Origin of the sequence: Marinobacterium rhizophilum DSM 18822, from assembly GCF_000378045.1 — a bacterium.
GTDB classification, from domain to species: domain Bacteria; phylum Pseudomonadota; class Gammaproteobacteria; order Pseudomonadales; family Balneatricaceae; genus Marinobacterium_A; species Marinobacterium_A rhizophilum.
In genome coordinates this window covers 231,874-245,938 of sequence record NZ_KB899093.1, presented here as the reverse complement: position 1 = coordinate 245,938, position 14,065 = coordinate 231,874, and the positions used below count along the sequence as shown (strand labels likewise).

General features: G+C 60.6%; 16 protein-coding genes. 10 read left to right on the top strand and 6 right to left on the bottom strand.

All coding sequences use genetic code 11. The annotated features are described in order from the left end of the window. Positions 1-15 precede the first annotated feature (15 nt). Positions 16-864, bottom strand: a complete 849-nt coding sequence (locus tag F451_RS0107360) for an alpha/beta fold hydrolase (protein ID WP_020680711.1) — start codon at positions 862-864, stop codon at positions 16-18. A gap of 127 nt (positions 865-991) precedes the next feature. Continuing rightward, on the bottom strand, positions 992-1,351 hold the full coding sequence (locus F451_RS0107355; protein ID WP_020680710.1) for a PilZ domain-containing protein: 360 nt from the start codon (positions 1,349-1,351) through the stop codon (positions 992-994). Positions 1,352-1,686: 335 nt separating this feature from the next. On the opposite strand from F451_RS0107355, the gene F451_RS0107350 reads away from it, so the two are divergent. The 6 genes from F451_RS0107350 (at position 1,687) to F451_RS0107325 (ending at position 7,952) form a co-directional block, all read left to right on the top strand. Next, positions 1,687-3,069 carry a class II fumarate hydratase gene (locus tag F451_RS0107350; RefSeq protein WP_020680709.1) on the top strand — a complete coding sequence of 461 codons (1,383 nt, stop codon included), beginning with the start codon at positions 1,687-1,689 and terminating at the stop codon, positions 3,067-3,069. Between the two features lie 155 nt (positions 3,070-3,224). Continuing rightward, the gene (dapC, locus tag F451_RS0107345) at positions 3,225-4,427 is read left to right on the top strand and encodes a succinyldiaminopimelate transaminase (protein ID WP_020680708.1); all 1,203 of its coding nucleotides are present in this window, start codon (positions 3,225-3,227) and stop codon (positions 4,425-4,427) included. A 15-nt stretch (positions 4,428-4,442) separates the two neighbouring features. Further along, positions 4,443-4,790, top strand: coding sequence for an ArsC family reductase (locus F451_RS0107340; RefSeq protein ID WP_020680707.1), 348 nt, complete (start codon positions 4,443-4,445; stop codon positions 4,788-4,790). Between the two features lie 44 nt (positions 4,791-4,834). Continuing rightward, on the top strand, positions 4,835-5,866 hold the full coding sequence (gene dapD, locus F451_RS0107335) for a 2,3,4,5-tetrahydropyridine-2,6-dicarboxylate N-succinyltransferase (RefSeq protein ID WP_020680706.1): 1,032 nt from the start codon (positions 4,835-4,837) through the stop codon (positions 5,864-5,866). 113 nt (positions 5,867-5,979) lie between these two features. Further along, entirely contained in the window at positions 5,980-7,119 is a 1,140-nt protein-coding gene (dapE, locus tag F451_RS0107330; RefSeq protein ID WP_020680705.1) for a succinyl-diaminopimelate desuccinylase, read from the top strand. Next, positions 7,116-7,952 (top strand): putative RNA methyltransferase, encoded by an 837-nt coding sequence (locus F451_RS0107325; RefSeq protein ID WP_020680704.1) that lies wholly within the window; start codon positions 7,116-7,118, stop codon positions 7,950-7,952. The genes dapE and F451_RS0107325 overlap by 4 nt, the downstream gene beginning before the upstream one ends. 65 nt (positions 7,953-8,017) lie before the next feature. Here the strand turns inward: F451_RS0107325 and F451_RS27625 are convergent, their stop codons facing one another. Further along, positions 8,018-8,221 carry a hypothetical protein gene (locus tag F451_RS27625; RefSeq protein WP_156826395.1) on the bottom strand — a complete coding sequence of 68 codons (204 nt, stop codon included), beginning with the start codon at positions 8,219-8,221 and terminating at the stop codon, positions 8,018-8,020. Here F451_RS27625 and F451_RS0107315 point away from each other — a divergent pair. After that, complete coding sequence (locus F451_RS0107315; RefSeq protein WP_026291581.1) at positions 8,220-8,606, top strand: hypothetical protein; 387 nt, start codon at positions 8,220-8,222, stop codon at positions 8,604-8,606. The two genes, F451_RS27625 and F451_RS0107315, sit on opposite strands and share 2 nt — an antisense overlap. Beyond that, positions 8,591-9,433: a tetratricopeptide repeat protein gene (locus F451_RS26640; protein WP_020680701.1), complete on the top strand. Its 843-nt coding sequence runs from the start codon at positions 8,591-8,593 to the stop codon at positions 9,431-9,433. Before F451_RS0107315 ends, F451_RS26640 begins: the two co-directional genes overlap by 16 nt. A 79-nt stretch (positions 9,434-9,512) precedes the next feature. Here F451_RS26640 and F451_RS28205 read toward each other — a convergent pair whose 3' ends face one another. The 3 genes from F451_RS28205 to F451_RS0107295 all read right to left on the bottom strand — a co-directional run bounded on the left by F451_RS28205 (position 9,513) and on the right by F451_RS0107295 (position 12,084). After that, positions 9,513-10,412, bottom strand: a complete 900-nt coding sequence (locus tag F451_RS28205) for a hypothetical protein (protein WP_020680700.1) — start codon at positions 10,410-10,412, stop codon at positions 9,513-9,515. 278 nt (positions 10,413-10,690) lie between these two features. Continuing rightward, positions 10,691-11,572: a DMT family transporter gene (locus tag F451_RS0107300; protein ID WP_020680699.1), complete on the bottom strand. Its 882-nt coding sequence runs from the start codon at positions 11,570-11,572 to the stop codon at positions 10,691-10,693. Between the two features lie 95 nt (positions 11,573-11,667). Then, a complete protein-coding gene (locus F451_RS0107295; protein ID WP_020680698.1) occupies positions 11,668-12,084 on the bottom strand; it encodes a hypothetical protein in 417 nt (138 codons plus the stop codon). A 243-nt stretch (positions 12,085-12,327) separates the two neighbouring features. Here F451_RS0107295 and F451_RS0107290 point away from each other — a divergent pair, with 243 nt between their 5' ends. Continuing rightward, on the top strand, positions 12,328-12,651 hold the full coding sequence (locus F451_RS0107290; RefSeq protein WP_156826394.1) for a hypothetical protein: 324 nt from the start codon (positions 12,328-12,330) through the stop codon (positions 12,649-12,651). Between the two features lie 152 nt (positions 12,652-12,803). Continuing rightward, complete coding sequence (sorT, locus tag F451_RS0107285) at positions 12,804-14,030, top strand: SorT family sulfite dehydrogenase catalytic subunit (protein WP_020680696.1); 1,227 nt, start codon at positions 12,804-12,806, stop codon at positions 14,028-14,030. The last annotated feature ends 35 nt before the right edge of the window (positions 14,031-14,065 follow it).

Below are 14,065 nucleotides of genomic sequence, written 5' to 3'. Positions count from 1 at the left end.
GCGCGGCTCGGGGCTTCACAAATGCTGGTGCGAACGCAGCCAGGACACCACAGCCTCGATCTGCTGAGAGTCCATCAGTGACGGCGCATGGGCAATGCCCGGTAAACTGAGTAGCTTCAAGGCAGGATTCGACTCGGTCATGCGGCTCACGGTATCGGCCCGCAACACATCCGATGCCTCGCCCCAGATCAGCATCTGCGGGCAGGAAATCTGCTGCCACATCGCCCACATATCCACATCCTCATCACTGCTCAGCCGCAGGTTCTCGGCGATTGCAGGATCATAGTGCACCGCCAGCGTGCCATCTTCGAGCACCCGGGTACTGGTCTGTGCCAGGCGGTGCCATTGCGCAGCACTGAGATGCCCCAGCGCCGGGTACGTCTGACGCAACCAGGCCTCACAGGCCTCGATGCTGTCAAAACGGCGGTCTTCGAGATAGTCGGCAATGCGCTTCAGCGCATCCCGGGGTACAAAGGGACCTATGTCGTTGAGCAGCAGGGAGCGGATGGGGCTGTTGGGCAGCGCCGCCAGACAAATACCGATCAGCCCCCCCATGGAAGTCCCCACCCAATCGACCTTTTCGACATTCAGCCGTGCCAGCAGGGTTACCATGTCGTTCATGTACTGTGGAATCTGGTACGCCGGCGGGTTCAGCCAGTCACTATGACCCCGTCCGGCAATATCGGGGCAGACCACGCGATAGTCCCGCGCCAGCGCCTGTGCCAGGTCATCAAAATCGCGGCTGTTGCGTGCCAGGCCGTGTACGCAGACCACCACGCGGTCATTCTCGACGCTGCCCCACTCGTGATAAACCAGTCGGTGAAAGCCCGTGCTGCTCAGCGCGCTGATTGATCCTGTCCGCATTGTCTGATTCTCCCCCGGGCCGCAAAGGCCATGGCAGGTGCCCGTGCGCAGTTTCCATGGCCGCTTTCCATCATCGGAAAAACTCTACCCTGGATTACGTTAGCATGATCAGATCATCAGCAACATCTCAGTGCAGCCGAGCCTCGATATAACGGCTGAGCAGCCCCTGGCTATCCGTGGGGATACTCAGAATCTTCATGCCAACCTGGAACCGGTTCTCAGCCAGGCGCCGGCTGTGGACCATTCGGCAATGGCAATGCACGGACTGCGTTTCAAGTCCGAAATGCAGATTCAGCTCCAGTGGCATGTCGGATGCAGGGCTCTTGCGCGCGCCCAGCAGCGCCTCAAGTTCGGCGTTGCCTTCAACCAGCACACCGCTCAGGCTGAGGTTAACCAGGCGCACATCCAGACAGTCCCCTCGAAAAGGTTCCAGCTCGGCCGGCAGATCCACACTCACCCTGGGGTGCAGCCGCATATCAACATTCATGATGCAATCCTCTGTAGTCGTGCCCAGATTTATCAACCAGGCTGACAAACAGGTGACCTGCCTGCTTGTCAGCCACGGCACAAAAGCGCACGCAAGTGCATGCGGGCTTTTGTGGCGCCCTCACCGGGCCATCGATCGGTCCGACGGGTTAAATAGTTCTATTTTTAGTCCAGACAGCGGCCGAGCGAAACAGATCCGCTGTATTCCACTTCTGTTCGCGCCCCCTACATTCCGGGCCCGCGAACTATAGTTAGGTATAGCAGCCCCTGTTCCGGGCATGACCGTACCCTGTGCACATACCTGCGTCACCCGGCGCAACAGCAAGGAGACCTTCCATGAGCCAGTTTCGTCGCGAGCAAGATAGCATGGGCGCCCTTCAGGTGCCGGCAGATGCACTCTATGGCGCTCAGACCCAGCGCGCTGTAGATAACTTCCCAATCAGCGGCCTGACCATGCCCGGCTCTTTTATCCGTGCGCTGGGACTGATCAAGGCGGCCGCGGCCCAATGCAATGTCGAGCTGGGGCTGCTGAACGCCGAAACCGGTGCCGCCATCCAGAAGGCCGCCATGGAAATTGCCGCCGGCGAACACCGCACCCAGTTCCCGGTCGACGTGTTTCAAACCGGCTCCGGTACCAGCTCCAACATGAACGCCAACGAGGTGATCGCGCATCTGGCATCCGGCTACTGCGGGCAACCGGTGGACCCAAACGATCATGTCAACATGGGGCAAAGTTCCAATGACGTCATTCCCACCGCCATCCACCTGAGCGCCGCGCTGGTACTGGATGAGTCCCTGCTACCGGCGTTGCACCACCTGCAGGTCAGCATCGACAGCAAGGCCCATGATCTCAAGGGGCTCATCAAGACGGGGCGCACCCACCTGATGGATGCCATGCCTGTGCAGCTGTCACAGTCACTGTCGGGCTGGTCGGGACAGATTCAGCTGGCCATCCGGCGCCTGGAGGACAGCCGGGCGCGCCTGCACCAGCTCGCACAGGGCGGCTCGGCGGTGGGTACCGGCATCAATGTGCACCCGGATTTTTCCAGCCGCTTTGCGCACCGTATCAGCGCGTTGACGGGGCTGTCGTTCCGCCCCGCCGACAACCTGTTCAGCGCCCTGGCCTGCCAGGATACCGCGGTGGAGGTGTCAGGCCAGCTCAAGGCTCTGGCCTGTGGCCTGTTGAAGATTGCCAATGATCTGCGCTGGATGAATTCAGGCCCCCTGGCGGGACTCGGCGAAATCGAACTGCAGGCTCTGCAGCCGGGTTCGTCCATCATGCCCGGCAAGGTCAATCCCGTGATCCCGGAGGCGGTAATGATGGTCGCCGCCCAGGTCATCGGCAATGATGCCGCCATCACCGTGGGCGGACAGCACGGCAACTTCGAACTCAATGTCATGCTGCCGCTTATTGCCCACAACCTGCTGCAAAGCGAGACCCTGCTGGCCAGCGCCGCCCGCCAGCTGGCTGACAAGGCCATCACCACGTTCAGAGTCAACGAAGCCAATATCAGCGCCGCACTGGCGCGCAACCCGATCCTGGTCACGGCGCTCAATCCCATCATCGGTTATCAGAAAGCGGCCGCCATCGCCAAGCAAGCCTATGCAGAGGGCCGGCCGGTGATCGATGTGGCGGCAGAGGTCACCGGCATGAGTGAGGAAGAGCTCGGCCAGCTGCTCGACCCCGCCCGCCTGACCCGGGGCGGTATTCAGGGCTGAACCGGGCTGCATTTGGCCCGCTCGTACAATCAATCCCACTTGAAGCGTGACGGGGCTTAATCGCCGGGGCCAGATTCGCTATAATCCCGTACCATTTTTAAATCCATTGCCCGGCCCATTCCAAAGCCGTAACAGCAGCAGGGACATTATTTGCCATGAATCGGGACCTCGACAAGCTTCAGCCCTACCCGTTCGAAAAGCTGGCCGCCCTGAAGGCGCAGGTCACACCGCCCGCCGACAAGGCTCATATTGCACTGTCCATCGGTGAGCCCAAGCACCCGTCACCGGCCTTCGTGGCCAAGGTCCTGACCGACAACATCGGCTACCTGGCGAACTATCCGACCACTGCCGGTCTGCCGGAACTGCGCCAGACCATCGCAGACTGGTGCAGCCGCCGTTTCAAGCTGGCCGCAGGCAGCCTCAGCGCCGAGCGCAATGTCATTCCGGTGAACGGTACCCGCGAAGCCATCTTCGCCTTTACCCAGGCCGCTGTTGAGCGCAAGGCCAATGCCCTGGTGTTGTCGCCCAACCCGTTCTACCAGATCTACGAAGGTGCCGCCTACCTGGCGGGTGCCGAACCGCTGTTTCTGAACTGCGATGCCGAACGCAACTTTGTGCCCGACTTCGATGCCGTGCCGGCGGACGTCTGGCAGCGCTGCCAGCTGCTGTTCCTGTGCTCCCCTGGCAACCCCACCGGTACCGTGATCGACCGCGATGTGCTGACCAAACTCATCGCGCTGTCCGATGAGTACGACTTCATCATCGCCTCGGACGAGTGCTACTCCGAAATCTATTTCGATGAAGCCGAGCCACCGGTCGGCCTGCTGCAGGTATGCGCAGAACTCGGCCGGGATGACTATCGCAACTGTGTGGTGTTCCACAGCCTGTCCAAGCGCTCCAACCTGCCCGGACTGCGCTCCGGCTTTATCGCCGGCGATGCGGCCCTGATGATGCCGTTTCTCAGCTACCGCACCTACCATGGCAGCTCCATGCCGGTACAGCATCAGCTGGCATCCATTGCCGCCTGGAATGATGAAGCCCATGTGCTGGAAAACCGCGACAAGTACCGCGAAAAGTTCAGCAAGGTGATCGACATCCTCGCCCCGGTGATGGATGTACGCATGCCGGATGCCGGCTTCTACCTCTGGGCACCGACGCCCATCGATGACGACCGCTTCGCCCAGGGCCTGTTCGAGCAGCAGAACGTAACCGTACTGCCGGGGCGTTACCTGTCCCGCGAAGCCAATGGCCGCCTGCCCGGCGCAGGCTTCGTGCGCATGGCGCTGGTCGCCACCGTTGAGGAATGCGTGGACGCGGCACAGCGTATCCGCGCCTATGTCGAAAGCCTGAACGCCTGAACCACCGGAGCCCGCATGATCTGCCTGTACGGAATCAAGAACTGCGACACCATCAAGAAAGCCCGTTCCTGGCTTGAAAGCAACGGTATCGATTACCGCTTTCACGATTACCGGGCCGATGGCCTGGAACGCGCCCAGCTGGAAGCCTGGGCGCAGGAACTGGGCTGGGAAGCGCTGCTGAACAAGCGCGGTACCACCTGGCGCACCCAGCCCGAGGCGGTAAAGAACACGATCGATGCATCCAGCGCCATTACGCTGATGCTGCAACACCCGGCCATGATCAAGCGACCACTGCTGGATACCGGCACACAGCGCTACCTGGGCTTCAAGGCCGCCGACTATGCGGCCTGGCTGCAGGGTTGAGATCAGGCCACACACGACTATTCAAACGATTACGGAGTAACAGCATGACAAATTTTGCATTCGGCCTGGGCATCGGCACCAAATCAGCCAGCGGTGAATGGCTGGAAGTGTATTACAACGCACCGCTGCTCAACGCACCGGCTGAACTGATCAATGCCGTTGCCGACGCGGCGGGCTATACCGGCGGCAACCAGACCCTGGAAATCGAGCAGGCGCAGCTCAAGGCGCTGGAATCGGCCTTCCTGTCGGTGGATGCCGAAGACCAGGCCGAAATTGTCGAGATCCTGGAAGGTACCCGTCAGCCGCTGGTACTGTGCATTCTGGAAACCGATGCCGAACCCGCCACCACCGCAGAGGTTTACCTCAAGCTCAGCCTGTTGTCGCACCGCCTGGTCAAGCCCCACGGCCTGAACCTGGCCGGCATGTTCGGCAAGCTGCCCAACGTTGCCTGGACCACTGAAGGCGCCATCGCTCTGGACGAACTGCCCAAACGTCAGCTGGCCGCCCGTGCCCAGGGCCGCGTACTGGATGTTCACTCGGTGGACAAGTTCCCGAAAATGACCAACTACGTCGTGCCGGCCGGTATCCGCGTAGGCGATGCTGCCCGCATTCGCCTGGGCGCCCACGTGGGCGAAGGCACTACCGTGATGCACGAAGGCTTCATCAACTTCAATGCCGGCACCCTGGGCGTCTCCATGGTCGAAGGCCGCATTTCGGCGGGCGTCGTGGTCGGCAACGGCTCGGACCTGGGGGGCGGCTGCTCCACCATGGGCACCCTGTCCGGCGGCAACAACGTGGTTATCTCCGTGGGTGAAAACTGCCTGCTGGGTGCCAATGCCGGCCTGGGCCTGCCACTGGGGGATCGCTGCACCATCGAAGCAGGCCTGTACCTGACGGGCAGCTCCAAGGTGGCACTGCTGGACGACCAGAACAACGAAGTCGCCGTCGTCAAGGCATCGGAACTGGCCGGCAAGCCGGATATGCTGTTCCGCCGCAACTCCCTCACCGGCCGCATCGAAGCCAAGACCAACAAGAGCGCCATTGAGCTGAACGCCGACCTGCACAAGCACAACTAAGGCCGGCCCTGCGAGACCCACATTAACAGGCACCGCAGCCGCGGCGCCTGTTAAACCCCGCCTGCATACCCAGGCCTGATGCGTACCCTTTTCGATTTCGGATCCAGACTGCCATGACCCAATTGTCACCGACTCTCCAGCTCGCCAGCGACCTGATCAGCCGCGCCTCCGTTACCCCTGAAGACGCCGGCTGCCAGGAACTGATGATTGCCCGTCTTGAAGCCATTGGGTTCAAAATCGAGCGACTGCACTTTGAAGACACCCTGAATTTCTGGGCCCGGCGTGGCGACACAGGACCTGTGCTCTGCTTTGCCGGCCATACCGATGTCGTACCGACCGGCCCGGTTGAGCAATGGCAGTTCCCGCCCTTTGAGCCGCAGATCAGCGAAGGCATGCTGTGCGGTCGTGGCGCGGCAGACATGAAAGGCAGCCTGGCGGCCTTCGTCACCGCACTGGAGCGCTTTGTTGCCAACCACCCGGACCACAAAGGCTCACTTGCCCTGCTGATCACCAGCGACGAGGAAGGCCCCTTCATCAACGGCACCACCCGGGTTATCGACCACCTGGAAGCACGCAATGAAAAGATCACCTGGTGCATCGTCGGCGAGCCCTCCAGCACGCACAGGGTCGGCGATGTCATCAAGAATGGCCGCCGCGGCTCGCTCAGCGGCAGCCTCAGGGTCCAGGGCGTACAGGGCCACGTGGCCTACCCTCACCTGGTGAAAAATCCGATTCACCTGGCAGCAGCCGCACTGGCGGAACTGTCGGCCGAAGTCTGGGACGAGGGCAACCCGTTCTTCCCGCCCACCAGCTTCCAGATATCCAACATCAACGCCGGCACCGGCGCGACCAACGTGGTGCCCGGGCATATGGACGTCGCGTTCAACTTTCGCTTCTCCACCGAAGTGACCGCCGACGACCTTAAAGTCCGCGTACGCGATATTCTCGACAAGCACGCGCTCGACTGGGACATCGACTGGGTTCTGTCCGGCAATCCGTTCCTGACGGCCGCTGGCGACCTGGTAGATGCCTGCCAGCAGGCGATACAGGCCATCACCGGACTGGAAACGGAGTTGTCCACTTCGGGCGGCACCTCGGATGGCCGCTTTATCGCCCCCACCGGCGCACAGGTGGTGGAGCTCGGCCCCTGCAACGCCACCATTCACAAGCTGAATGAACGCGTCAGCGCCAAGGACTTGGATACGCTGTCGGATCTGTACGAAAACATCCTGGCGAGACTGTTGGCGCAATGATGCCACTCGTCTGCCCGCTGTGCCGCGAGCCGCTCGAGGAACAGCCGCGGCAGCTACGCTGCAGCAATGGCCACAGCTACGACCAGGCCCGCCAGGGTTACTGGAACCTGCTGCTGGTACAGCGCAAGCGCTCGCTGGACCCCGGTGACAATGCCGCCATGGTGCAGGCCAGGCGCGCCTTTCTGGACCAGGGCCATTATGCGCCACTGTCGCAGCGAATAAATGGTCTGCTGGCCGGGGCGCTGGCCGGACACGACGAGGCTGTCGAGCTGCTCGACCTGGGATGTGGCGAGGGCTACTACAGTGCCCGCATGGAGCAGGCACTGTGCGCAGCCGGGCTCAATGTCTCATTGACGGGACTGGACATATCCAAGCATGCGGTGCGTGCAGCCTGCCAGCGCAGCCGCACTGCGCGCTGGCTGGTGGCCTCCGGCGCCGACATTCCGCTACCTCCGGCCTCGGTGGACGCCATCACCCTGCTGTTCAGCCGGCTGATGCCAGAGTCCATGGCCAAGGTTCTCAAGCCCGGCGGCCTGCTGTTGCTGGCCTGGCCCGGCGATGCACACCTGATCGAGCTGCGCAGGCACATCTACAGCGATGTCCGTCCCTCTGGCTATGATCCGCTTGCCCAGCTGCAGGCGCATTTCAGCCTGGAGCAGCAACACAGGGTACAGTACCCGTTCACACTGACCGACAGCGACAGCATCCAGACCCTGCTCGGCATGACGCCGCACAGCCAGCGCCTGGCCCCAGAGGCGCGTACATCCCTGCACGCACTGACACAGCTGGGGCTTACGCTGGATGTGAACCTGGCCGTGCTAAAACGCCTGTGACGCGCTTATCCTTCAAACAGTGGCTGCTGCACCGGGCGAACAGGCCACAACAAAACCTGCTATTTTTACTGCTCGGGTTCGGCCTGTTCGCCCCCGGCATCGGCCTGATCGCTTTGGCCGAATTCCTGCTTGTCGCATCCTGGCAACAGGAACTGCTGGCGCTGCTCGGCTTGATACTCAGTGTTGTGGGCAGCATACTGGCGGCCGTCGGCTATATCAGCCTGAGCCTGCTGCGCCTTTACCGATTCCTCAACGATGATCAAAACCATGACTGATCCACGCCACCCCGATATCGAGATCTACGTCAAGAACTGCTCCCTCGAACAACTGGAAGACTGGATTAGAACACGCTGCTCCAGTCTCGAAAGGCGCTTCGCCCAGGGCCTGATCTATGAGTACAGCTGCACCATGGATATGGCGCCCGTCGATGTAATGATCCATCAGAAAGTAGTCGGCAAAGCCTGGACCAGCATCTGGTTCAAGTCCGACCGCACCCCCTGGGCCAAGGACCTGGACTGCGCAATGGACGCCTTTGCTGCACTTGAAACCGACATTCGCTGCATTGCCGCCGGCTGGAGTAACGGCCAGGATCCGGATGAGTGGTGGGAAATAACAACAGGTCAACCCGAGAAGATTCAATGGCGTACCGAGTAACATCACAGGCCCGAACGCTCCTGTGCGCGGCCGTACTGACGCTGGCGGGCTGCGCGGCACTGCCACTGCCCGTGGGGACCCTGCCCGCGGATCCGGCAAAGGCCGAACAGCATTATCGCGAGGGCCTGAACTACACCCAGGGTGTCGGTGTCAGCCAGGACTATGCCCGCGGCCTGCAATCCTTCAAGCAGGCTGCCCGCCTGGGTTCCGCCGACGCGGCCTATCTGGTGGGTATGGGATACCTCACCGGCAGAGGCGTGACGCGTGACTATTCCAGTGCGGCCCAGTGGCTGGAAATCGCCAATCGTGCCGGCCACACCCCGGCGACCTTCCAGCTTGGAAAGTTGTACCTCAAGGGCCAGGGGGTCAGCCAGGACAAGGAATGGGGAGCCTTGCTGCTCGGCCTGGCCGCCACGGGCGGGCACGCTCAAGCCATGCTGGAGCTTGCCGTCTGCTATCGCGGCGGGATCGGCGTTCCCACCGATCCGGGCCTGGCCTGGTACTGGGCCGACCAGGCCGGGCAAAGTGACACAAACCCGCTGATACAAACGGTCAGCGCAAGGTTGCGGCGCGACAGTAGCCAGGCCCAGCGCCAAAGCGCCACCGCCCGGGTCAAGTCCGCCCAGAAGCGCCCACTTAACCTGGCCAGTGCAACCTATGCTCAGCTGCAACTGCAACTGCTGGGCTACAATCCGGGTTCGGCCGACGGCCTCTGGGGCCCGGCCAGCAGCCGAGCGCTGGATGCATTTCGCGCAACTCAGGGCTTGCCCAGAGGCACTGCACCTGATAATGCCGACCTGCTGCGCCTGCGCGCCCTGTCACATTAACAGGCCCCACGCGGACGCCTCGCACAATGAAAAACAGCGCCTGAAGGCGCTGTTTTTCATTCATCGGCTGCCCTCCTGATCAGGGCTGCGCGGCGTCTTCCTCGGTAATGCCCAGCAGGGACTGCAGCTCCGCCACAACCTCGTCAGGAACATCTTCCGCTGTGTCGTACTTGTTGGCCGCCGCCGCCAGTGATTCAGCTTCCGTAATCGCCGCCGCTTCAAGCTCCTGCTGCGCCTCTAGCTCGCGCGCCTCAAGTCCCTCGATATCTGCTTCCAGACCCGCGATCTCGGCGTTTTCCTGGTTTATATCTTTGAGGTCATCCTGCAGGTCGAGCAGCGTTTCGGTTTTCGCGGTAATCTCAACTTCATTAAGAACTGGGTCAAGATTGAGCTCTTCGATCTGCTGTTCCAGTGCCTGAATTTCTGCTTCCAGCGCGGTGACATCGGTTTGGGTCCGATCACCCAGCTCTATTTCCAACAGGCTCAGCTCTACCGAAATCCCTTCAAGTTCATCCGTCAGCGCACGCCCATCCAGTACCGCTAGTTCGTACTGTGCAATAAGACCCACGCGTGAATTGGCACTGGCATGCAGACGCGCATTGGGGGACGCATGGGCTGCGTTCAGGCTGCCAAGCGCACTGGTGATCGCCCCGTGATTGTTACCCAGGGACCGATGTTCGCTTTTTAAACTGTTGTCTGACTTGGCTGATCGGGACGAGGCCTGGCTGTTGCCATGGCCGCCGGCGCTGCTGCTGTTACTGCTGCCGCCACCGTTACCCCCGCCATTGCCTCCACCGTTTCCCCCGCCATTACCACCGCCGTTGCCACCGCCGTTGCCACCGCCGTTACCATTGTTGGCAAACACGCTTGAGCCCGTATTCAGGCCGCTCATGGATTCCAGCACCGGAGGTGCAACCAGCAAGGCCGCAGCCAGTGCCATACCATTAAGGCGCACAAGACTTTTGGTTATTTTCATCATCAAATTTCTCCCGGTTACCTACCCATCAGTGGAACAGTTTTTCGGGTCTCAAACCAGTGTCTCAATTTCGCGGCAAGCACCGAAAAGGTGCACTTCCAGTCTCTGAATGTATTCGTTCAGAAAAGCAAAAAGCCGCTTAATGCCTTGATCTGCTTAGATAAGACGACGTAAAGCCCCAATAATGAAAGATTCATCAAAGAGCAATTATGCAATCTAAAAAACACCTTTTGGCTCATTTCGAGCATCTTGGTGTCTCGAAAAAACGACAGTAATTAAAGTCAGCCACGTCGGTATTGTTGCAGAATTACACCACTCACTATCAGCATTAACCCCGGGTAGACAGACGGATGTATGGACTCGCCCAGTACCTGAGCAATAAAGATGAGAGACAAAAACGGAGACAGGAAGATCAGATTACCAATGCGGCTGGCGTGCGTTGCGGTTTTCAGCGCCGAGAGCCAGAGCATAAAGGTAATGCCCATTTCAAACAGACCCACATAGATCGCAGCACCAACGCCACGCCAGTCAGACGGAACACCATCGCTGAACCAGGCTGTCGCCAGAACCCAGGGCAGTCCTGTCAGAAAGCACAGCAGCAACCCAACCACAGGCGCATCCTCGCTGCGCGCGTTGTAGATCCAGTACAGTGCCCATATCACAGTGCTGCCCAATGCCAGCGCAACCCCCAGCGGACTGTCGAATTGCAGCGACAACAGGTCGCCCCGCGTGGCAATAACCAGCACCCCGACATAGCCCAGCGCCATGGCGAGGATATCGCGTCTATGCAGACGCTGCCCCAACAGCGGCACAGCCAGCAAGGACAGCGTCAGTGCCCATGTATAGTTGAGCGGCTGCGCCTGTTGCGCCGGCAACAGGTCGTACGCCTTAAACAGCACCAGGTAATAGAAGAACGGATTAAGAAACCCCAGCCCCAGGTAACGCCATCGGTTGCTTTTCCAGGCCTGAGCGACCTCAGCCCAGCGCCGCTGTATGCTGACCCCGACAACCAGCACCAGTGTCGAGACTAACGATGCAACCGCCAGCAACTGCAGCGGCGTCAGATGCTGCAAAGCCAACTTGAACGCCGTGGCCACCGTAGACCACATCAGTACCGCGCCAAGCCCCAACATCAGGGCCCGCCCCTGTGACTTTGTACCCATGCGTCCCTCACTCCCTTGAATTAGGCACAGTGCCAGGGGCGGCATTCTAAACGTGATGGGGACAGAAGAAAATTCGGGACAGCCGATGCTGCGTTTCAGGCAGACAACTGCAACCTTGATGCGGTGATTTGATCGAGCAGCAGCCGTCCACTGGACATCAACGCGACCTGCTCAAATTGATCCTGCGCCTGGCGCGCCTGGACGGGCGTGCGGGCAGCGGTTTCCAGGTAGCTACACAGCATTGCAACCTCGCCCGTCTGGCGATCGTGCACTGCTCGATTCAGCCGCCCGGCCAGCTCCGGCGTATAAAGATCACTGAGATTAGGGAAGCCTGCTTGCTCCGGTGGAGTTGCCTCGACCAATGGCTGGACCTGCAGCGCCCGGTACTGCAGCTGATTGACCGAGATCAGACTCAGCAGCAGCGAAAACTGGGCGCCATTGCCCGACTGCACAGCAGGCGTAAGGCCGCGGGTGTAGGTTTCGATACGGTTCTGAATCGGTTCGGTATACATGGGGCATCAAACTGCTGCTGGTAACCTCTGTGTCGGCCACAACACCGAATGCTTTAGCAGCAAGTCGCATTGGCACCAATCGAAATCATCATCTGGGCCTTTCTGTCGACGGCGCGCAGGCGTACAAAGTGAGACTGTTGATTTAAAAAGAGAAAAAATAGGCTTTACCGGAAATAAGTCAGCGCCTGGTGACGCCCTAAAATAGAACGCGCTACGGATATATGGCCAGGCTCGGAAATGCACATGGATTACGATCGCCAAAAACAGCAGTTTCAGCCGCTGACACGCCGGCAGACAGTGCCACCCGACAAGGCAAAGCTGCCGTCCCGGCTGGCTGGCTGCAAACTGGCCGCCAGCTGGAAAACCCGCGTCGGTGGCAAGCCCGCAGAAGCCTTCGCCCTGCAGCGGGGCAATCACCTGATTACCCACTATCGCATCACCGCAAACGTCTGTTATCGCTATACGGATGTACGCCAGACAATGGCGGACTATGTTGAACACAGTATCGCGAACAGCAGCTGGAGATACTGGCCTGCCGCTCAAGATGAGCCGGCCTGCTTGTCGTAGGCCCAGCCGTAACCATACCCAAAAGTCACGAATCTGTATTCCCAGGGCGCACGGGCTGTGCCCAGGAAGCTGCTTCCCGAAGCAAGCGTTTGAAGCAGGCATCTTCCGTGATATCCGCTTCAACAGTGAGAACAATAACAAAGGAACAAGCCATGTCGACATCCAGAAAAAACTCCAACAACGCTGCAGCGGCTGTCAGCCTGAGCCGTCGCAACCTGCTGGTCGGCAGCACGGGCGCCATCGCGTCGGTCGGCCTGATGGGCCTCGCGCCGCTGTCCCGCGCCGCTGAAGAGCCCAAGTCAGCGTTGCCGGATTACGCCAGCTGGAAAGACGAAAAGGCCGTTATTGTGCACAGCGCAAACACGCTGGAAACCCGACGCGACGCGATCGGCAGCGGCGTGGTGACGCCCAGCGATCACCTCTATGTGCGCAACAACCTGCCCGCGCCTGGCGACGAGATTGTGGCCGACCGTGATGCCTGGGAAGTACGTATTGACGGTGTTAACAACCCGGCAACCCTGACCCTGGCCGAGCTGAAAAAAATAGGTATCGAGTCGGTGACCGCAGTACTGCAGTGCTCCGGCAACGGCCGGCAGTTCTTCACCCATGGCCCGGGCGGCACCCAGTGGGGAACAGGCGCAGCAGGCTGCGTTGTATGGACCGGCGTACCGCTGCGTGATGTCGTGGCGAAACTCGGCGGCGTCAAGGATGGCATGAAATACATTACCGGCACCGGCGGCGAGGCACTGCCCGCAGGCATTGATCCCAAGACCATCATGGTTGAGCGTTCCATTCCGACCCGCGCGCTGGATCAGGCCATACTGGCCTGGGAACTCAACGACGAGGCCCTGCCGCTGACCCACGGTGGCCCGCTGCGCCTGGTGATTCCAGGTTACTACGGCGTCAATAACGTCAAATACGTCAAGCAGGTCGCCTTCACCGAGACCCAGACCGAAGCCAAGATTCAGGCATCCGGTTACCGTATCCGCGACGTCGGCGTGAAAGGCGCGCCGGACCAGCCCTCCATGTGGGAAATGCCGGTCAAGTCCTGGGTAACCACACCGCTGGAAACGACCGCCAGTGGGCGCAACATGATTCACGGCGTGGCCTTTGGTGGCAACAACCTGCTCGACAAGGTCGAGGTATCAATCGATGGTGGCAGCACCTGGCTGGAAGCACGTCTGCTCGGGCCGGACATGGGCCGCTTTGCATGGCGCCCCTTCGTGCTTGCCGTCGACCTGACACCGGGGGAATACCGTATTGTCAGCCGGGCCACCGATGCAGAAGGCAATACCCAGCCGCAAAACCGCACCGATAACGAGCGGGGCTACGGCAATGCCAGCTGGAGCGATCACGGCGTAAGCCTGGTCGTCAGCTAAACCCCGACCGCCGCAGCGGCCCACAGGCGCGCTGC